Here is a 20,939-nt window from a genome sequence, read left to right as displayed (position 1 = left end):
GGTTTGGACCAGTTAGCTAAGCATCAGGGTTTAACGCTAGTACTTCATCAGCGGCTTTTTCAATATCGGCAATAGTCAAACTAGGCTTGCCACTCAATGCCTGTCGCCAGCGCCGTGCACCACTCAACCCTTGAAACAAGCCTAGATAGTGCCGTGCCATAGTCGATAGGGGCTCACCTTCAGCCACTTGCGCGCGCAGATGTGGATATAGCTGTTGCAAAATCTCGGAACGTTTAGGTATTGGCTGATCCCATAAACTATTGGTCTCTGCTAATAGATAAGGATTATGATAAAAAGCCCGCCCAATCATTACCCCATCGATATGTTGTAGATGAGACTGAACCTCTTCTATAGTCTCAATACCACCATTAATTTCTATTATCAGCTCAGGATAGTCCTGCTTAAGGCGATAAACATCCTCGTAACGCAGCGGCGGAATTTCGCGGTTCTGTTTAGGGCTAAGCCCCTGCAGCCAAGCGGTACGAGCATGGACGATAAAACGTTTACAACCAGCTTCGGCAACCGTCTCTACGAACTGCGCCATAAACTCGTAGCTATCAAAATCATCAATACCGATGCGATGTTTGACCGTCACCGGGATATCAACAGCCGCTTGCATATGCTTGACTAAGTCAGCTACAGTATTCGGCTCAGCCATCAAACAAGCCCCGATCTTATTATGCTGCACCCGATCTGATGGGCAGCCAACATTAATATTGACCTCATCATAGCTATGCTGTTGAGCAAACTCGGCACATTGCGTCATCTCATTGATGTCAGCGCCACCAAGCTGCAATACTACAGGATGCTCTTGTTCAAAAAAGCGTAAGTGGCGTTCACGATTACCATACAGCAATGCTCCAGTGCTGATCATCTCAGTATAAAGATAAACTTGCGGGTTAAACAATCGAGCAAAATATCGATAATCTGTGGTAGTCCAATCTATCATCGGGGCGACTGACAAGCGCTTGTTAGTCATATCAACGGTCATTATAGACAGTCCTTTTAATACTTAGTAGTTTCAGTTTATTAGCGAATATTCAAGGTTTGATAGCGGCTTAAATAATTTTATTTATTTGCTTAAATTCAGGTAAGCGATAAAAATAAAGTCCCATAATAATGCCAATTAAACCAATAAAGGCAATATAGAGTGCGGGGGAGAAGCTGACAATTAGCGTGGCATAACCAAGGCCAAATGGAACTAAGGCACCCACAATGGCGTACATTATATTATAAGAAAAGGCAAAACCGGTTGAGCGTACGTTGGTTGGAAATAACTGCACAAAGATCGCGGGTATCATACCTATAATACCGGCAAAAAAACCTAGCAGTGCATACATGATCAAAATGTAATCGCCACCAGCTTGTAGATGATAATAAAAAGCGAATATTTGACCGATCAATAACACACAGCCAATGACCAAAATTCTACCAAAGTTTTCGTAGTTAGATATTAGCCCATAAAAAATACAGCCAAAAATCATAAAAATAATACCAAGACCATGTGAGAACTCGAACAAGTCGCTATCTAAAGCGAAGCGTAGCTCAATAAGATCAGGCAGGATAAGAATGACTACAGTGGTGACACTAGCAATGATTAAAGTGAGCATTAAACCGACGAATATAGAATGTTTGCAATGCTTAAAGAGTAGGGTAAAAGGTCTTTCGATATGATCAGCAGGTCTTACTGTTTTCATAGCCAAGAAAAACGGAGATTCACTGACAAAACGCCAAGTTAATAATGGCAAAAAGCTTAATGTCGCTGCGACTATAAAGGGAATGCGCCAGCCATAATCGATAAGCTGATCGGGACTCATAGAACCTGTTAGCCAGGCAAAGAAAGCATTAGAAAATAGCACCCCTACAAAAAAGCTGGCCGAGACATAGCTACAGCCAACAGATAGGTATTGTCTAGGAAGATGTTCAGCAATGAAGATCCAAGTTAAAGGTACAAAGACGCCAAACGCCATTCCTTGTACTAGCCGTAACAAGATAAATAAAATCGGTGCTGCTAAGCCCCATTGTTGATAAGTAGGTAAGCATGCCATAGCCAGTAAGCTACTAGCAGTAATAAGCATAGTAGTAAATAATACTGGTTTTCGACCTATAGTATCACCATAACGACCAAAAAAAATGCCACCAAGAGGGCGTGCTAAATAACCAACCGCAAACAAGCCCAGTCCTTGTAATTTGTTAATACTTGGATCTATATTGGCTGGGAAAAAAGTAAGAGAGATAAAGTCTGCCATATATAAATAAATCAGAAAGTCAAAAAATACTACGGCACTACTAGAGCAGATAAATAGCACCATGTTTTTGTCTTTAGAAGACATCAACGCATATTGAGGACGGGAAGGCATTGTATCGTTTATCCATATATCAAAATAATAATGGCGCTCATTAACCTTATGCTAATGAGCGCAGTCGTAAACTATAAGAGCTATAAACAAGGTAAGTATTTATAGCTCGGTAAATCAATTGAAAGTATCTTATCTAAATAATGTCAGCTATCAGCTATAGTAACCAATCGATAGGTAACCAAGACATAATAGTCAGCCAAACATGGTCGGTAATATCAACTTTTGGTTCCGCTCCATAAATTACTTCTTGGCCATTCTCGATGGTATGCCACTGCAACGCACCACTATCTAATATTTTGACTTCATAGGCTTGACCTAATAGATCATCACTGAGCGCTTCGTGCAATTGGTGTGCCAGCTCATCATCATTAATAATGACTCCCATTTCAGTATTAATATTAGCAGAGCGGGGGTCAACATTATAGGAGCCAATAAACACTTGGTGGTCGTCAATAGCAAAAGTCTTAGCATGTAAACTAGTTGATGATTGGCTACGAGCTTTCCACAGCTTGTTCTCACGCTTGTCTTCACTGGCAGTTGACTTCAGCTCATATATTTTTATACCAGCGCGCAGCATTTTAGGTCGCCACTGGCTATAACCAGAATGCACAGCCGTCACGTCAGTGGCATCGAATGAGTTGGTCAATATTTTTATATCGATACCAGCGTTAGCCAATTTAACTAAAGTATCTACGCCATCTTTAGTAGGGACAAAATACGATGAGATAATAGTCAACTGTTTAGTGGGGCGCCCAAGCAGTGTGCGCAGCTGCTGTACTAAATTAGTACTAGCAGGCACACTCTTAGTGAGTTTGCCGACATCATCACCCAAAAACTGCATGTCTGTCCAACGAAAAGGCACACGTTTATTGATTAAGTCAGTATCAATAGAAGAGTCTTCAATAGCCGTCTTATACATTGATAAGCTGCTACGCAGCTCATTATCTGTATCGCCTTTAATTTTATCTAAAGCCGGCAAAAAGTCTTTAGTAGTGTTTTTGTCTAGGGTGACTAAAGTTTCGATATCAAAAGAGATAGGCGCTGACCAATAGCTTGCAAAACTATTATCAATGTCAGCGACGACTTTACCTATAAGTAAGACATCTAAGTCAGCAAATTGACTGCTTTGATCGTTGCTTAGGTACTCATCACCGATATTTCGACCGCCGATGATAGTGATTTGCTTATCAAAAGTCATGCTTTTATTGTGCATACGTCGATTGATACGTGGCAAACCAGTAACGAAGTTCAAAGCCTGAAACTTGCGATACATCAGGGGATTAATAATACGCACGGCAATATTGGGATGACTAGCAAAGCGTAATAAATGCTGATCAAACTTGGCCGTATTGTTAAAATCATCCAGCAGTAAGCGTACAATGACCCCGCGCTCAGCCGCTTCCCATAAGTCTTTTAGCAGCAGTTGACCGGCTTGGTCATCGTGCCAAATATAATATTGCACATCAATATTACGAGTAGCCATACCCGTTAAGATGCTGCGAGCGGCAAAAGCATTAGCCCCAGTCACAATAGGATGGTAGCCAGATAAATCAGGGTGAATCTCATTTTGAGAACTGATGGCACTTACTAAATCTGTATCAGCACCTGTTATCCCTTTAATAGGTCGCTGAGGCTGATCTTGCTGATATAACGCACTGACTCGAGCGGATAGCTGTTGGCTTTCAAAGAGATGCGGTTGTTTAGGTAAGATTTGGCAACCAGTCACCCCTAAGCCCAGTGCCATCACTAGAGTTAGCGATAGTTTTCTAGGGTTTATAATCAATGTTGACATAATAGGTTTACCTCAAATAGCTTCAGCAGTATTTATTAGTGAATGTTCAACACGCCCTAGTGTTTGTGCCATTTTTTATTAGAGTTATAAGGGTTATAATAACACTGCTGGTAGGGTAAATGTCAGCGCTGGCAAGCTTAGCAGTTGTAGCAACATCTGCCTATTATAAATACGTTAATTTTACTAAGGGCAACTATGAGTTTCAGCTTTAAGCTAATTTACAGTTGTTAGTTTAACCGCCCACTTAACAACTCAGTCCGTCAAACAATAGAGCAGCAAACTAGCCCTATAGCTTCCATTTTAGCTAGCATGGCTAAGGTAGAAAAATCGCTGATGTACTTATACTGCTTACAAGCTACAAGTGAATAATGGCTAAAAAACCACTGAAGAATGAGGAAACTATGACTCATCAGCTAGGCAAAGAGTTATTATCACTTAAGGTATGTTCAGTTGCTCTTGGGCTAGGGCTGCTATCAGCATGCAGCCTAAAAACAGAAGTGCCTCCAATCAATCCTAATCCTACTGACGAAATCATTATTTATGGATCTCTACCTTCAGACCAAGGGTTAGATCTACAGATGACAGCGCGCTTTGAGTCTACCAACAAACGTTGTGGCAACTACGTTGACATCTCGCATGTATATCAGCTTAGCGAAACCCTAAGTATTAAGTTGGAAAAAAACGCTAATCAATATCGAGCACATTTTTTTCGCGATGCCATTATGAAAGGGAAGTGTGATTGGGCTTTGATCTATGTTGAAACTAAATTGACTCATAAACAGGCTGGCAATAACTGGGATAAGTTTTATAACCCCACCGCCAAGGACTTGGCGACCAAGCGCTTTGCCAGTACAATGTATAACCAAGAAGATCATCTATTCAAAATAGAGTGCGCATTAGAGGCTGATAGTGGGTCAGACAGTAATAGTCACTCACCGGCTAATAAAGCTCTACAATGCCAAGGTCCAGCAGTGTTTTTGATGCCTCAAATTCACAGGTATCAAGTGGACTACTATTATTCTGAAGGTTTATAGATGATTGATAAATAGCGACATGATATGATGAAACAGCCTTTAATTCACTGAGTTATTTATGGGCGAAAAATAAAAACATATCAAGGTGGAGCCTATTGAACAACTGACCACAGCAGTATTTAGTTGTGAGTGTTCGACAGGTTCTAGTCAAAATTAACAGTAATGGATTATTTATGAGTAAGTCGCAAGTGCAAGAAGATAGCAATTTAGATCCAAACTGGCGCTCTGATGCTTTAGACCTAAGCCTAGATTATGGGATGCAAACTATCGCCGTACGTGCAGGACAGCATCGTACTGACGAAGGCGAACATTCTGAGGCGATTTTTACTACTAGCTCCTATGTCTATAGCTCAGCGGATGACGCGGCAGGACATTTTGATGGTACCAAGACTGGTAACGTTTATTCACGTCATACTAACCCTAGTGTACGTACCTTTGAGCGTCGATTGGCCGCTTTAGAGAATGGCGAACGTGCGGTAGCTACAGCTTCTGGTATGGGCGCAATTTTGACTATGTGTATGGCTTATCTAAAAGCCGGCGATCATTTATTGGCTGCTAATCAACTGTTTGGCTCATCGATTGGTTTGTTTAATAACTATATGGCTAAGTTTGGCGTTGAAGTCAGTTACGTTGATTGCTTCGATAATGAGGCGTGGGCCAATGCTATACAGCCTAATACTAAGCTTATCTATTGTGAGAGTCCCAGCAATCCGTTAGCACAAATATGCGATATTGGCTTTTTGAGTGAGCTGTGCAAAGCTAATGACATTTTATTAGTGGTCGATAACTGCTTTGGTTCCCCAGCTATTCAGCGCCCCTTAGATCTAGGGGCGGATGTGGTTATTCATTCCGCTACTAAATATCTTGATGGTCAAGGCCGAGTCCTTGGCGGTGCACTAGTGGGTAGTGATGCATTGATGCAAGAGGCCTTTACTGTAGTACGCTCAGGGGGTATCAGTATGAGCCCATTTAATGCATGGGTGTTTACTAAAGGCCTTGAGACCTTAAAATTACGTATGCAAGCGCATTGCAGCAATGCCAATCAAGTGGCGCAGTTCTTAGACAGTCATCCTAAAGTAACTACCGTACATTTCTCAGGATTACCTAGTCATCCAGCGCATGAGTTGGCCAAACGCCAGCATCATATGAAGGATGGTTTTGGCGCTATTATGGGCTTTGAAGTTGCTGCCACTGCTAGTCTGGATGCCAAAGCGGCCGCTTGGCACGTTATTGACTCGACTAATATGATATCTATTACTAATAACTTGGGCGATACCAAAACCACCATTACTCACCCAGCGACTACTACCCACTTTCGTTTGACTGCTGAAGCTCGTGCTGAAGCTGGGGTGAAAGATGGCTTGATTCGTCTGTCAGTAGGGCTAGAAGATGTTGAAGATATCATCAAAGATTTGGCGCGCGGTTTAGACAGTTTATAAAGATTGCTTTACAGTTGCTATCAGATAACTGCTATCCGATAATTGCTGTTAATGCTGTAGTTGAGGGGACAATAAAGCCGAGTTAAGCTTTAAAAAGCTAAAGGTAATCACCATATCAGCTCTGTTAAACCAGTGCCCTAAACCAATAAAAATTTCTTACTATCTAAATGTTATTTAACTATTATCTAATTATCATCAATTAAGAGGCTATTATGAATATTCAAGCATTAATGCAACAAGCACAAACTATGCAAAAAAAAGTAGAAGCTAATGTTGAAACCGCCAAAAAAGAATTGGCTAATAAAGAAGTGCATGCTGAAGCGGGTAGTGGTCTAGTAAAAGTTACTATGACTGGTCGTCATGTGGTCAAGCGTTTGACTATTGATCCTAGTCTATTAGAAGATGAGCCAGATATGATCGAAGACTTGATCGCTGCTGCTATCAATGATGCGGTTCGTCAAGCTGACGAGTTATATGAGCAAACCATGACTGGCGCAACTTCAGGTATGGGCTTGCCACCAGGTATGCAAGGTATGTTCTAAAGCACAGTACTTAAAGTTGAACTTACAGTTGAACTTTAAGTTAAGGTTTGAGCGCTAAGTGGTTGCAAATACTAACTATTGAAGTCAAAAATGGGGTTGTTATCGACAGGATACGACCCCATTTTTATAGCTGCAAAACGAAATTTATTGATTCTATTTAAAGACAAATAATGTAAAGATAAACAAAGGAAGATACTTTGCTTACCCCAAAATTTGATCAGTTAGTTAAGCAGTTGCGGATTTTACCTGGTGTGGGTCAAAAGAGTGCTCAGCGTATGGCGCTACATTTATTGACCAAAAAACGCCCGCAAGGGATGGCGTTAGCCCAAGCGCTTGATGAGGCAATGCGAGATATCATTGAGTGTCAGCGCTGCCATAGTTTCAGTGATGATCCTATCTGCCCGCTGTGCCAAGACCCAAGGCGAGATGACAATCTATTATGTGTAGTCGAGACTGCTGCTGATGTCATGGCTATTGAACAAACGGCTGGCTATCGCGGTCGCTATTTTGTATTAGGTGGTCATCTGTCACCTATTGATGGTATCAGTGCTGATGATCTAAATATTGATCAGCTAGTTTGGCGGGTCAAGCAAGAGCCTGTCGAGGAGCTGATATTAGCTACAGGTACTACGGTTGAAGGGCAGACCACGGCGCACTTTATTAGTGAAGCGGTCAGTCGCCATGTCAATAAAGTAACTCGTCTAGCGCAAGGGGTACCGATGGGCGGTGAGCTTGAGTATTTAGATAGCATGACTTTAGGGCAAGCGCTACAAAACCGCTCCTTTTTGTAGCAAGCCAATCAATAGCGTTTCTAGACTTTATTTATATCTGTAATGGTTAGCGCTTTGTTAGTCAGCCTGTTGCCAAGTCATAATCAACTAGCGATGCCTAATCATCAATGTCTAGTTGTGAATGTTCAACAGGCGCTAATATTGCTATAATAAAATCACTATTCTCTCTTATCTAAGCAGGTATCTGCCCGTGTCAACCCCTCTAGCCGCCGTAAACCCTCAAGACCCTTCTGCTATTACTGAAAACCCTACGTTAGTCCCTTCTGTCGTTGAGCCGGATATTGATGCTCTGTTAGATATTGCCGATGAAGTGGCAGTCACCTGGATTCGTGAGCAGTCGCAGCTGGCTGAAGTTATCAAGGCTTTAGAAGGTTGCGGGCGAGTAGCGCTAGATACTGAATTTATCAAGCGCGATACTTATTATCCACGCTTAGCGTTAGTGCAGCTTAATACTGGTAACCATATTTATTTATTGGATGCCCCGCAGCTACAATTGGGTGAGTTTTGGCAAGCGGTTAGCGAAGTAGATATTGCTATTTGGCATGCTTGCGGAGAGGACTTAGGTATCTTCTATTTACTCTCTGACTGCCCGCCATTAACCAATATTTTTGACACTCAAATCGCTTTGTCTTATCTGACCGGGCAACTACAAATGGGCTATCAGCAGGCGCTTGATGACCAGCTCGATATGCATATCGATAAGGAGCAAAGCCAATCCGATTGGTTGCGTCGGCCATTATCTGATGAGCAAGAGCAGTACGCCATCGATGATGTGCGTTTTTTACCAGCGCTTTATTTGAGTATCGAATACGCCTTGAAGTCGCAAGGACTGTACGATTATGTCTGGGCTGACTGTCAGCTGTATGCCGCTGAGCTTTATGCGGCGCAACATGTAGCAGATGACGAGATGTATTTAACTATGGCGGATTATCGTTATAACTCTCAGCAAATGGCCGTCTTGCAAGCAGTAGCCACATGGCGTGAAGAGCTAGCACGCTCCACTAACCAGCCCCGTACTTTTGTGATAAAAAAACAGGCTGTCCGCGAGATAATTACCGAGAATCCCTCTAGCCTGCGCGAATTGGCGCACAAAACTACTATCCATCGTAGTATGCTGCGTCTATACGGTGAGGAGTTACTCAAAATAATTACTGATGCCAAAGGGCTATCCGCCGTTGAACATCCCGCTTGCTTACCAGCTCCTTATCGCTCTAAAAATAAAATACTCTCCAAAGCGGTCCAAGATGCTATTGCTGAGCGTGCTGAGCAAATTGGTGTACCAGAAAATGTACTAATACGTAAGAAATGGCTCAGTCAGTTATATGAAGTTATCGCTTATAGTAAAGATTGGGTAGAGTTACCTCAAGGCTTAAAAGGCTGGCGTAATCAATGGGTGACTCAAACTCTAATCCCAGTGATCGAAACCCATAAGGCTGAGTTAAAACAAGGCATGGGTGTCAAAGGCTAACTATAATCAATTAAGCATTAGCTGAGCTTTGATTAGCGTTTAAACTGGCCGTTTTTTAAAAAGTAGCTGGTTTGCTGCGCCACCTCACTATTGACTAACATGCCAGTATGCGACACTGGCATAATTATGTGATCGGCAGCGGTAATCAACTTAGTTTCTGCAACATATACTGTGCCATCATGAGCACGATAGTTATCCAATAGTGGGTGATTTTGTCTCTGTAGTTTGCGGTTATGATACTGCAGTAACAGCTGACCTAAACCTTGTGGTTTGTCACCAGCAATCACTCCTAAACTGATATTGTCAGGTAACGGCGCAACCGTCCCATCCAAGGCATCCAAATAAGACTTGCCTACCACAGCAGGAGCTAGACCCCAAATATAATCAGCGCAGATGCTGCCAAGATGCGGTGTCCCTAGTGTCACGCACTGGCTAATCTGCCAATGCGGGTAATAACTGACAAAATCACGAATAATTAAACCGCCTAAGCTATGACCCACCAAATCTAACGGTTGTTTTGGATCATGATTGGTTTGCAGCCAAGCATTTAAGCGCTGACTGTTTACAGCAATGCTATCGCGCATACTACGATAGCCGTATTGATGGGTATCAAAACCTTGAGCTTGTAAGCGCTTGGCTAAGGGACGCATAATAAAAGGAGCTTGATGCAAGCCATGAATAAGAATGACACGGTTTTTTTGGCTCATATTAATATCCATAAATAGTGATTAGTAGATTATAACGCTATATAGCTAGAGTAATAAACAAAATAAAACCTCCAAATCAGCTGCTGATTTGGAGGTTTTTGTTATTAAATAAAGAGGATTATTGCTAGGATCTAGGATAACCGCTTACATATAGTTTTCGATAGCTGGGCAAGAACACATCAAGTTTTTATCGCCATAAGCGTCATCAATACGAGCCACACTTGGCCAGAATTTATGCTCGCGTACATAAGCTAATGGGAAAGCAGCAACTTCACGGCTATACGGATGTGACCACTCACCATCAGTAATCATAGCAGCAGTATGCGGGGCGTTAACCAATGGATTGTCTTCTAAAGTCCAACCCTCATCACCAGATTTGACTTTTTCAGCTTCAGCACGGATAGTAATTAGCGCATCAATAAAGCGATCTAACTCTTCTTTTGATTCAGACTCAGTAGGCTCAATCATCAAGGTACCTGATACTGGGAAGCTCATCGTTGGCGCATGGAAACCATAATCCATCAAGCGCTTAGCAATATCGCTTTCACTGATACCAGTGGCTTCTTTTAACGGACGAATATCGATGATACATTCGTGAGCTACGCGGCCGCTTTTACCCGTATAAAGAATAGGATAACTGCCTTTGAGCTTATCAGCGACATAGTTGGCGTTCAATAAGGCGAGGTTAGTCGCTTTTAGTAAACCATCACGGCCCATCATGGCAATATACATCCATGAAATCGGTAAGATACTTGCTGAACCATAAGGGGCGGCTGATACTGCCGAGCTGCCTCTTTGAGCGTTATGTACAGGAATAAGCGTATGGTCAGCCATAAACGGTGCCAAATGCGCTTGCATACCGATAGGACCCATACCTGGACCACCACCACCATGCGGAATACAGAAAGTTTTGTGCAAGTTCATGTGCAAAACATCAGCGCCGACATCAGCGGGTTGCATGATCGCAACCTGAGCATTCATATTGGCACCATCCATATAGACTTGACCGCCATGATTATGAATAAGGTCACAAATCTTGCGAATGCCTTCCTCAAACACCCCATGAGTGGATGGGTAAGTGATCATTAAAGCGCCAAGATTTGCACTATGCTCTTCACACTTAGCAGTCAAATCATCAATATCGATATTACCATTATCATCAGTACTCACGACGACAACTTTCATGCCCATCATAATAGCAGTGGCAGGGTTAGTACCATGCGCTGACTGCGGTATTAGGCAGACATCACGATTTTCTTCGTTACGTGACTCATGATAGCGACGAATAGCTAAGATACCAGCATACTCACCAGAAGCACCAGAGTTGGGCTGCATAGACACATCATCAAAACCAGTGATGGCTTTGAGCTGCTCTTGTAAGCTATCGATCATCTCAATGTAACCAGTCATTTGGCTAAGCGGGGCAAACGGATGCACATTAGCAAATTCAGGCCACGTAATAGGGATCATCTCACTAGTAGCATTAAGCTTCATAGTACAGCTACCCAAAGCGATCATACTACGGTTCATCGCCAAATCTTTATCTTCTAAAGACTTTAAGTAACGCAGCATTTCATGCTCAGTATGATGCGAGTTAAATACCGGATGGCTTAAGATATCATCAGTACGTAAATGAGCACGGTCTAATGAAACGCTAGCGGCGGTAGGTAAGTCATGTGACTTGCTAACGAACAGTTGGGTTAGTACCGCAAAGTCTTGCTGATCGCTAATTTCACTAAAAGAGACAGAAAGCTGAGTATCGCCTAGACGCCATAAGTTATAGCCAACGTTATCAGCATTTTCAAAGATCTGGGTAGCTAGTTTTTCTGAACCACAATCTACCAATACCGTATCGAAGAATTGGTCATGGACTACGCTAAGTTGGTTATCACCATTACCCGTTTTGATCACTTCAGCGAAAGCCGTAGCAAAGGCATGGATACGGGTGGCAATGCGCTTAACCCCAGTTGGGCCATGATAGACTGCATACATACCCGCTAAGTTAGCTAGCAATACTTGCGAGGTACAGATGTTGGAGTTGGCTTTTTCGCGGCGGATATGTTGCTCACGAGTTTGTAGCGCCATACGTAGGGCAGTGTTGCCTTGCGCGTCTTTTGATACCCCAATGATACGACCAGGTGCTGAGCGTTTGGCTTTATCAGAAAAAGCAAAATAAGCGGCGTGTGGACCACCGTAACCCATAGGGATACCGAAACGCTGAGTACTACCTAAAGCCACATCTGCACCCATATCAGCAGGAGACTTGAGCAATACTAAGCTCATGATGTCACTAACTACTGAAGTATAAGTTTTGTTAGCTTTGACAGCGCTGATAACCTCAGTTAAATCTTTAACATCACCTTCACGGCCAACATACTGGAACAACGCACCGAAGTAATCACCAGATTTAGCCAGCTCAAAATCACCTACTACCACTTCAAAACCGAAGTACTTAGCACGAGTGCGGATAACGTCTAAGGTTTGTGGATAAACCCGATCATCAACGAAGTATTGCGTGGATTTGCTTTTGCTCATGCGTTTTGACATCGCCATAGCTTCAGCAGCGGCGGTTGCTTCATCAAGTAACGAGGAACCAGCAAGTTCAAGACCAGTTAGATCAATACAAACTTGTTGGAAGTTAAGCAAAGCTTCTAGGCGACCTTGGGCAATTTCTGCTTGGTAAGGCGTATAAGCTGTGTACCAACCTGGATTTTCTAACACGTTGCGCTGAATAACTGCTGGCATGCGTACTGGCGAATAGCCTTGTCCGATATAGCTCTTATTAACGGTGATCTTGTCTGCCATTAAGCGTAATTTGGCAAGAGCAGCATGCTCACTCATAGCTACTGGTAGCTTTAAATCTTTATGCAAACGTACCGCTTCTGGCACCGTATCATTGATAAAAGTAGCCATGTCATCATAACCGATAGCACTAAGCAAATCAGCTTGCTTAGTGTCATTAGAGCCTAGATGACGATAGACAAATTCTGCTTCATTAAACAAACCTTCAAAAGTATCAAAGGTAGGAGTTTGCGAGGTAGTCATAATAGTCCTTGTTAGCTTTTACAATACAAGCTATACATATAATAAAAATAGATAAAAAGTAATGAAAACAGATAAAAAGCTTATAAAACTGATAACTATTAGCCTAAAAATAATGCTGAGCTTTACTCATTAAAGCTTAAGCGTTGAACTTTAACCGTTATGCGTTAAACGTAGTGTACAAGCTGCTGCTGATCGAAGCGAAACTGTGAGTGATAAATGCCATTATCTGCCCGTTCACCAGCACCTATCATCATCACGATATGATGGCCATCGCTCAAGTTCAACAGATCCTTCATCGCAGGCTCATCAAAACCGCCCATAGGACAGCTATCAAAACCATGAGCACGTAAGGCTAACATCAAGTTTTCGGCGCCAAGAGCAGTGTTATTGGTCGCCCAGTTTTTGACATCATCAAAAGTATAATAAGGCGATTTTATTGGGCCTTTAACTCGTCTAAACACTTGCGCGGCACTCCATTTGGCGACAGATAGAGCGTTTACTGGTCCACGTATAAAGTCCATAGTGACTGCTTGAGTGTAGTAGCTTTTAACTTTTTTGGGTACAGGCTGAATAGGATATTCACGCAAAACTTGCTGCGCATGTTCATGCCAATTATCAGTACGAGCGACTACTGCAATCAGACGTGCTGCGGTCTTGGCAGCGTTTTGACCCATGCAGTTTTTTACCGCTAATTCACGCTTAGCAGCGCTATCAATCACATAGAATTCCCAAGGCTGCAAATTGCTTGAGTTGGGCGCTAACATAGCTAAGCGCAAACAATCAGCCAACACCGCATCAGGGATAGGGGTGTCAGTAAAGCGACGCACTGAGCGACGTGACTCTACCACTTGCTGGAATGCTTGTAATTGTGGAGTATAAGTAGGTGTCGCCATATCAGTTGAATCAATATGGTCGGTGGTATCAGCTGGTTTCATGAGTGACTCCAGAACAAGATAACGTTAGATGATAAATAATAGGGGATAAGACGAGATGGTGACAGATACCAACTGACGCTAGTATCTGCGAATAGCTATGAGTCAAAAAGATAGGGCAGTGAGCAAAAGCTTATAGCTCGCTTTCGTATTCTTCAGCACTTAATAAGGCTTCATAGTCGGCCATATTGTCAGGCTTCATTCTAAAGAACCAACCTTCGCCATACGGGTCAGAGTTGATGATTTCAGGATCATCTTCTAAACTTTCGTTAATAGCGACAACTTCACCAGAGAGTGGAGCATAAACGTCAGAGGCAGCTTTAACAGATTCAACCACTGAAATTTCGTCATCAACGGCGATGATATCGCCAACATCTGGTAACTCAACGAATACTACGTCACCAAGTAAGTCTTGGGCGTGATCAGTAATACCAACAGTGATAGTACCGTCGTCTTCTAAACGTAACCATTCGTGGCTAGCAATATATTTTAGTTCTGCTGGGACGTTGCTCATAAAGTGCTCCTTTAAGGATAGTTTTTAAAAAACATTTGAAAAATTAACAATTACAAATAACCCGTTAATAGCAGCGGTTAATAGAACAAGGTAGGGTAAAAGTCTACTTAACCGCTAAACAAATACTATTGGTTGAACCTAGCCAATACGAAATAAAAATTAACTAAATTGTTGTTCACCATTACGCACAAAAGGTAGCTTTAGGACACGGACGTCTACAAACTTACCTTTACCACGTAAGTCAATTTGCACATTATCTTCATCGGATAGGCTCATAGGAACACGAGCTATAGCGATAGAGTTTTTTAGAGTTGGCGAAAAAGTACCACTAGTGATAATACCCGTTTGCTCATTGTCAGTACCTTGATTGATAGACACTGCCATACCTTCGCGTATTACACCACGAGTAGTCAATAACAAGCCGACTTGCTTCATAGCGGTGTTGTCTTCTTTAGCTTGCTCGCGCTTTATGACCAATGCTTCACGACCAATGAAGTCGCGCTCATCTTTTAAGGCTAGCGTCCAGCCCATATTACACTCGTACGGGCTGATGGTTTCATCCATATCGTGACCGTATAAGTTCATGCCAGCTTCCATACGCAAAGTATCACGCGCGCCAAGACCGGCAGGCTTGATACCTACAGCTTTAAGCTGCTCAAAAAAAGCAGGAGCATTATCAGCATGCATAATGACTTCGACGCCATCTTCACCAGTATAGCCGGTGCGTGCCACGAACCAATCGCTACCTTCAATATCAGTCAAGTCAGCACCAACAAAAGGCGTTATTTTTGCTAAAGTATCCGCCCAACTTGGCTTAGCTTGGATCAGTTTTGCAACAGCATTAGGGCCTTGAACCGCTAGCATAGCTAACTCAGTACGTTCAGTTAGCTCAACGTCGAAGCCTTCAGCGACTTTATGGAACTGTGCAATATCTTTGTCATGAGTTGCAGCGTTTGAAACGATACGGTAAGCCGTCTCTTCGCTGTTTGATAAGTAAACAATTAAGTCATCGATGATGCCGCCTTGTCCATTAAGCATAGGCGAGTATAAAGCTTTACCAACGATTTTTAGTTTATTGACATCATTAGCTAGCAGCTTTTGTAGCCATGCCTTGCTGTCTGCACCTTTAACATCAACTATGACCATATGTGAGACGTCGAACATCCCAGCATCAGTACGAACAGCTTCGTGTTCTTCGATTTGTGAACCGTAATTGATTGGTAATTCCCAACCTGAAAAGTCTACTAATTTGGCATCGCTATCGATGTGAGACTGATATAGAGGAGTGCGTTGAGGAGCTTGAGAAGAGATATCGGTCATAACAAATCCTTGTGTAGACACTGTCGATGCTAATTAATAAGCAATAATAGCAAGGTAGACAGTGGCTATAAAGTAACGAGAAGTAATAATACAAAGGGCATTATTACCACAAAAGGTGGCGCACACAACAAAGCTGCAAGCCAAAAAGACCAAAAATGTCTGATTGAGCAATAGCCCTATCTGTCCTGTGACCTGAGATTTTCAACACGAGCATCGCTATAAGCTATAGGATGTCGCGTTTTCTCCCCTTCGGTGGGTAAGGATATAGATCTTTACCGCTCTCCAGATTTGTTATGCCTTAAGCTGCAATGACAGCTATTAAAAAATAACAGCATCAATTAAAACTTACGGCATGTGTTTTTCAGTCCTTTTACCTGAGCGATTGGCAGGGTAGATGCGCCTTCGGTGGTTTTATAAGCATTATTAAGCCACATTAGTAAATGTCGCCTTTGGTTATAAAACTCTCTCCTGAGAAACGCTATTATTATGAAAGGTTCATAACTATTTTACAAGCTACTAAAGGGATTAAAGTCAATAAATTTGGTAAAAACGCACCCTAGTATTGTTTTTGGTTGGCAGAACTCTTATAACTCTAGTCGCTACCCTCTAACAAAAGCTTAGCGTATAATTTTGAGGGCATTGTACAATACAATGCTGAGTTAGATAATAAGCTAATACTACTGCTGGTAGCCTTATTAGTTCTCTAACGGTCAATTGGCTATGGCTGGCAAGTTTAGAAGTTTTTTTAACTATTAATATTAGTAACGGCCTCTGCTTTGACACTAATTTGACACTAATTTGACAATAAAGCGGTGGTTACAGATTGCCAGCCCGCTGCTAATACGCAAAGCTACTATTGAGAATAAAATAAGTTATGCTAGGCTAGTAGTATCCATTAACGTATTTAACGTTTATTTATTGGTTGTAATCCTTTTTACCTTATAGGTCTATTTTATGCATTGTGATATTTACAAATTCCCCAAGCATGATGATATGTACATTTATATCGCTCGCCCTGGCTATCCTGATGATACTGATGAGATCAAGGATTGGCTCAGCGTGGTTCCTAAAGACTTTCGTAAAGGTTTAGGAGTCAGTAAGTTTGTGATGCATTTGGATTTAGCAGCCACAGAAAAACTGGCGCGCGTCGATAAAGAAGAAGTGCTCGCCAAGCTTAAGTCTCAAGGGTATTTTGTTCAGCTGCCGCCACAAGACGTTATGCGCAAGCAAGCGGAACTCAGAGCACGTGAAGCTCAAGACAATATTTATGACTGATAAAAACATTAGGGTTGTGAGTAGAGAGTTAACATAATAAGCGGCGTTTATAGATAAAAAAAGCGCTGTTGCTAAGGGTAAGGTATGCATTTTGGCATAAAGTCGTGATAAACTAGCGGCTTATTGTGCATGCATACGCTAGGGTCATTGCTATAGCATTGTGCTATGCCACTTATAAACGCAGGTAGTCAAACACGCATGGATTGGTTAAAAAGCATTTTAAATAGTTTACCATTAGAGAAAATCAGTGACATTCTTGGTGAGATTGTCATTTGGTGGAGCCAAATGGTCAAAGGCGTCCCGCCAGCTGATTTGCCGATGTATGCTTATCTTGGTGGGGCGATTTTGGTACTTTTACTTTGGGTATTAGTGGCTAGAATGTTGCCACGACCTTTTGGTGGTATGAGCTGGATGATCCTATTTGCGGTGTTATTAGCACCAGGTACGGCGCTCAATGATCCTAGTATTATAGCGCCAGCCAGCATCAGTGTGGTATATGCCATCATGATGAAAGATACTGCCGGTGCTATTAGTAATGCCTTACCTATATTAGTAGTGCTAGTAGTCGGCTTGTTTGTGGGCTTTATATGGCAGCTAATCCGTGGGGCATTTGAGACAAGTTTGGATAAAGCTCGTCAACATACTGCGGCTGATACTCAAGCCACTATGCAGCTGGCGGGTGGTAACTATTTGCCGCAGGATGGCTCAGTAGCAGTCGAGCCTGTAGAAGCTAAGCAACCGCTACCGTTCGCTATACTTAAGAACAAGGCTAATACTGGCAAAACAGTAGCCAGCTCTAAGCTAGCTAGTAGTGCTAACCCAACTACTAGCGCTGAAACGTTTATTGACTCTGATGCTAATAAGCTTAAAGCCAGTAAGCTTGCAGATAGCCAGCTAACCACTAAAAAGGTTAATCGAGATACAGCGATAAGCAGAAAGCCAGTCGAGGGCTTTTATAGTAAAAACCCGGTTCAAGACCCAATAGTACCCAGCGACAAAAAAGGCGAAGATAGTAAGTAAAGCCTGCGCAGACATAACTTTGAATAAATAATTAATAAAAAAGACACTTAATAGTGTCTTTTTTATGGGTGGCTGTTTATTATCTGCTAGCAGTCGGCTATAGCGCTAATGTTGAGCTTTAGCAAAAACGCAGACGCATCAGTATTTGGGCATTGTCATAGGCTGTGCTAATCTTCAACCCTATAAAATTATTCGCTAGTAACTGTTATTGATCTGATGGTTTTTGATCTAATGGCCTTGAATCTAACAGCTGTGCATCTAATACCTTGTTAATTTATTAAATAAATATAATCACTGAGACTGATACTATGACTAATAGCGCTAAAAAAAGCTTTACTGGCACCGATAGTTATATCGCTACCGATGACTTGCAACTGGCGGTAAATGCCGCTATGACGCTGCAAAAGCCGTTACTTATTAAAGGTGAGCCTGGTACTGGAAAAACCTTATTAGCCGAAGAAGTCGCCGCCAGTTTGGGTATGCCCTTAATTACTTGGCACATTAAATCAACGACTAAAGCTGAACAAGGCTTATACGAATACGATGCGGTGTCCCGTCTGCGTGACTCACAAATGGGTGATGATAAGGTTTATGAGATTGGTAATTACATTAAACCCGGTAAGCTGTGGGAGGCTTTTACTAGCGAACAGCGCAGCGTGTTATTGATCGATGAGGTCGATAAAGCTGATATTGAGTTCCCCAATGACTTACTGCACGAGCTCGATAAGATGTCATTCTATGTCTATGAGACTGGCGAGACTATTACAGCCGAGCAGCGTCCGGTAGTTATTATCACTTCAAACAATGAAAAAGAGCTGCCAGATGCTTTTTTACGTCGTTGTTTCTTCCATTATATTGATTTCCCAGAAGAGCAAACTATGCGTCAAATTATTGACGTGCATTTCCCTAATATCCAACAAAAACTGGTCAACGACGCCTTAGATGTCTTTTACAAATTACGTAATGTGCAAGGACTAAAAAAGCCACCATCAACTTCAGAATTAGTCGACTGGTTGACCTTATTATTGGCCGATGATATGGCACAAGCTGAGCTAGAAGAGAACTTACGCGGGGAAAAGTCTATTCCACCACTTTATGGGGCGCTGCTAAAAAATGAAGCCGATGTCAACCTGTTACAGCGCTTTGCTAATTTGATGCGCCGTTAAATAGGCTAATAGGCCTGCTGAGAACATTCGCTAATAAGGGAGGCGTGCTTTATGTTTGTCAAACTATTCTATACCTTGCGTAGTTACGGCGTGCCCGTCACTACTCGTGAGCTGCTCGATCTCAATGCGGCGCTTGAGCATGGATTGATGATGCAGCCGTATGTTGGTGAGCGGCAAAGTCAACAAGATCAGCAAGATTGGCAGCCACGTGCTTTCGCTAGTCGTGAGGATATGTATCGACTTATTCGCTTGTGTATGGTCAAAGATGAGCGCCATTTTGATAAGTTCGATCGGGCAATGGCGGATTATTTTGAAGGCGTTGATAGCTTAGATATCGATGAGCTAATGGCTAAGCTGACTGATATCCCGCAAGAGTGGCTAGATCTTAAGCTTGATCCTAATAATCTAACTGATGAGCAACGGCGACTGTTAAAAAAATACGGCTCGCTTGAGGAGCTGATGAAAGCGTTGGAAGAACGCCTTAAAGAGCAAAAAGAGCGCCATCAAGGCGGTAGTAAATGGGTTGGAACTGGTGGCAGCTCACCGTTCGGGTCTTATGGCGATCATCCAGAAGGGGTGCGAGTCGGTGGCGAATCGCGCAAGCGTAGTGCGGTGAAGGTGTGGGAGCAGCGCAAATACCGCAACCTTGATGATGATAGTTTACTCGGTACTCGGCAAATACAGATGGCGCTACGTAATTTGCGCCAATTTGCCCGTACCGGTAGTGCTGATGAGTTAGATATCCACGAGACTATCAAGCGCACTGCCAAAAAGGGTGTGCTCGATATTCATATGCAAGCTGAACGCCGTAATCGGGTCAAAGTGCTAATGCTATTCGATGTGGGTGGCAGTATGGATGTGCATGTTGAAGCTTTAGAGAAACTGTTTTCAGCCGCTAAGAATGAATTTAAGACCTTAGATTTTTTCTATTTTCATAATTGTCTCTATGACTATGTATGGAAGGACAATAACCGTCGCCATAGCGCGCCTATGCCAACCTTTGAGCTATTGAACAAGTATGGTCGTGAGTATCGAGTGATATTCGTGGGTGATGCGTCGATGTCTCCTTATGAGTTGTTTTCAGTAGGCGGCAGCGTTGAGTATATGAATAATGAAGCTGGTGTCGTTTGGCTAAAACGGGTACTAGCCCATTTTGATAAAGTAGCGTGGCTAAATCCGGAAAACCCTAGCTATTGGTCTTATACTCAAACTATTGGGGAGATAAAAACCTTAATGAACGAGCAAATGTATCCGATGACGCTGCATGGCGTTGAGGATATGACTAGTTATTTAGCGCGGTAGTAAGTAGACAATAAGCCTTGATTATAAATCGATATCACTGAATCCTTACAAAATCAGTAAAATCAGTAAAATCAGTAAAATCAGTAAAATCAGTCAAGCAGTCGTTATGGAACTCCTTCATAGCGGCTTTTTTTATTTAGCATAAAGCATCTTTTATTTTAATTATCATCTCTGTATAGCGATTATTAAGGACTTTGAGCGCTGGTTTTGTAGTATTTTCCCTATATTTTGC

At 42.4% G+C, this 20,939-nt stretch carries 17 protein-coding genes and 2 riboswitches; of the genes, 9 read left to right on the top strand and 8 right to left on the bottom strand.

All coding sequences use genetic code 11. From position 1 onward, the window contains the following. Nucleotides 1–16: 16 nt before the first annotated feature. The 3 genes from dusA to JMY09_RS06075 form a co-directional block, all read right to left on the bottom strand. A complete protein-coding gene (gene dusA, locus JMY09_RS06085; protein ID WP_201622700.1) occupies nt 17–991 on the bottom strand; it encodes a tRNA dihydrouridine(20/20a) synthase DusA in 975 nt (324 codons plus the stop codon). 67 nt (nt 992–1,058) lie between these two features. Then, nucleotides 1,059–2,360 (bottom strand): MFS transporter, encoded by a 1,302-nt coding sequence (locus JMY09_RS06080; RefSeq protein ID WP_201622699.1) that lies wholly within the window; start codon nt 2,358–2,360, stop codon nt 1,059–1,061. Between the two features lie 154 nt (nt 2,361–2,514). Next, nucleotides 2,515–4,152, bottom strand: coding sequence for a phospholipase D family protein (locus JMY09_RS06075; RefSeq protein WP_201622698.1), 1,638 nt, complete (start codon nt 4,150–4,152; stop codon nt 2,515–2,517). Nucleotides 4,153–4,553: 401 nt separating this feature from the next. Here JMY09_RS06075 and JMY09_RS06070 point away from each other — a divergent pair, with 401 nt between their 5' ends. From JMY09_RS06070 to JMY09_RS06050, 5 genes are all read left to right on the top strand, one after another. After that, a complete protein-coding gene (locus JMY09_RS06070; protein ID WP_201622697.1) occupies nt 4,554–5,186 on the top strand; it encodes a hypothetical protein in 633 nt (210 codons plus the stop codon). A 173-nt stretch (nt 5,187–5,359) separates the two neighbouring features. Beyond that, on the top strand, nt 5,360–6,625 hold the full coding sequence (locus JMY09_RS06065; protein WP_201622696.1) for an O-succinylhomoserine sulfhydrylase: 1,266 nt from the start codon (nt 5,360–5,362) through the stop codon (nt 6,623–6,625). A 212-nt stretch (nt 6,626–6,837) separates the two neighbouring features. Then, nucleotides 6,838–7,167, top strand: coding sequence for a YbaB/EbfC family nucleoid-associated protein (locus JMY09_RS06060; protein ID WP_201622695.1), 330 nt, complete (start codon nt 6,838–6,840; stop codon nt 7,165–7,167). 197 nt (nt 7,168–7,364) lie between these two features. Further along, nucleotides 7,365–7,958 (top strand): recombination mediator RecR, encoded by a 594-nt coding sequence (gene recR, locus JMY09_RS06055; RefSeq protein ID WP_201622694.1) that lies wholly within the window; start codon nt 7,365–7,367, stop codon nt 7,956–7,958. Nucleotides 7,959–8,148: 190 nt separating this feature from the next. Next, the gene (locus JMY09_RS06050) at nt 8,149–9,426 is read left to right on the top strand and encodes a ribonuclease D (protein ID WP_320157830.1); all 1,278 of its coding nucleotides are present in this window, start codon (nt 8,149–8,151) and stop codon (nt 9,424–9,426) included. Between the two features lie 32 nt (nt 9,427–9,458). Here JMY09_RS06050 and JMY09_RS06045 read toward each other — a convergent pair whose 3' ends face one another. The 5 genes from JMY09_RS06045 to gcvT all read right to left on the bottom strand — a co-directional run bounded on the left by JMY09_RS06045 (nt 9,459) and on the right by gcvT (nt 15,944). Continuing rightward, complete coding sequence (locus JMY09_RS06045; protein ID WP_201622693.1) at nt 9,459–10,133, bottom strand: esterase/lipase family protein; 675 nt, start codon at nt 10,131–10,133, stop codon at nt 9,459–9,461. Between the two features lie 144 nt (nt 10,134–10,277). Beyond that, nucleotides 10,278–13,178, bottom strand: coding sequence for an aminomethyl-transferring glycine dehydrogenase (gene gcvP / locus JMY09_RS06040; RefSeq protein ID WP_201622692.1), 2,901 nt, complete (start codon nt 13,176–13,178; stop codon nt 10,278–10,280). 164 nt (nt 13,179–13,342) lie between these two features. Further along, a complete protein-coding gene (locus JMY09_RS06035) occupies nt 13,343–14,113 on the bottom strand; it encodes a nitroreductase family protein (protein ID WP_201622691.1) in 771 nt (256 codons plus the stop codon). Nucleotides 14,114–14,243: 130 nt separating this feature from the next. Beyond that, nucleotides 14,244–14,624: a glycine cleavage system protein GcvH gene (gene gcvH / locus JMY09_RS06030; protein ID WP_201622690.1), complete on the bottom strand. Its 381-nt coding sequence runs from the start codon at nt 14,622–14,624 to the stop codon at nt 14,244–14,246. 159 nt (nt 14,625–14,783) lie between these two features. Further along, nucleotides 14,784–15,944: a glycine cleavage system aminomethyltransferase GcvT gene (gcvT, locus tag JMY09_RS06025; protein ID WP_201622689.1), complete on the bottom strand. Its 1,161-nt coding sequence runs from the start codon at nt 15,942–15,944 to the stop codon at nt 14,784–14,786. Nucleotides 15,945–16,114: 170 nt separating this feature from the next. Further along, a riboswitch (glycine riboswitch) is annotated at nt 16,115–16,240 on the bottom strand. A 56-nt stretch (nt 16,241–16,296) separates the two neighbouring features. Further along, nucleotides 16,297–16,425: riboswitch (glycine riboswitch) on the bottom strand. Between the two features lie 473 nt (nt 16,426–16,898). Here gcvT and JMY09_RS06020 point away from each other — a divergent pair. The 4 genes from JMY09_RS06020 to JMY09_RS06005 all read left to right on the top strand — a co-directional run bounded on the left by JMY09_RS06020 (nt 16,899) and on the right by JMY09_RS06005 (nt 20,707). Then, nucleotides 16,899–17,219 carry a YcgL domain-containing protein gene (locus JMY09_RS06020; RefSeq protein ID WP_201622688.1) on the top strand — a complete coding sequence of 107 codons (321 nt, stop codon included), beginning with the start codon at nt 16,899–16,901 and terminating at the stop codon, nt 17,217–17,219. 165 nt (nt 17,220–17,384) lie between these two features. Next, nucleotides 17,385–18,239 carry a hypothetical protein gene (locus tag JMY09_RS14520; protein ID WP_227677195.1) on the top strand — a complete coding sequence of 285 codons (855 nt, stop codon included), beginning with the start codon at nt 17,385–17,387 and terminating at the stop codon, nt 18,237–18,239. Nucleotides 18,240–18,547: 308 nt separating this feature from the next. Next, a complete protein-coding gene (locus JMY09_RS06010) occupies nt 18,548–19,405 on the top strand; it encodes an AAA family ATPase (RefSeq protein ID WP_201622687.1) in 858 nt (285 codons plus the stop codon). 51 nt (nt 19,406–19,456) lie between these two features. Beyond that, nucleotides 19,457–20,707, top strand: a complete 1,251-nt coding sequence (locus tag JMY09_RS06005) for a vWA domain-containing protein (protein WP_201622686.1) — start codon at nt 19,457–19,459, stop codon at nt 20,705–20,707. Nucleotides 20,708–20,939: the final 232 nt, after the last annotated feature.

It is taken from the genome of Psychrobacter urativorans (assembly GCF_904846695.1).
GTDB classification, from domain to species: Bacteria; Pseudomonadota; Gammaproteobacteria; order Pseudomonadales; family Moraxellaceae; genus Psychrobacter; species Psychrobacter urativorans.
This window is presented reverse-complemented; position numbering and strand designations above follow the sequence as displayed.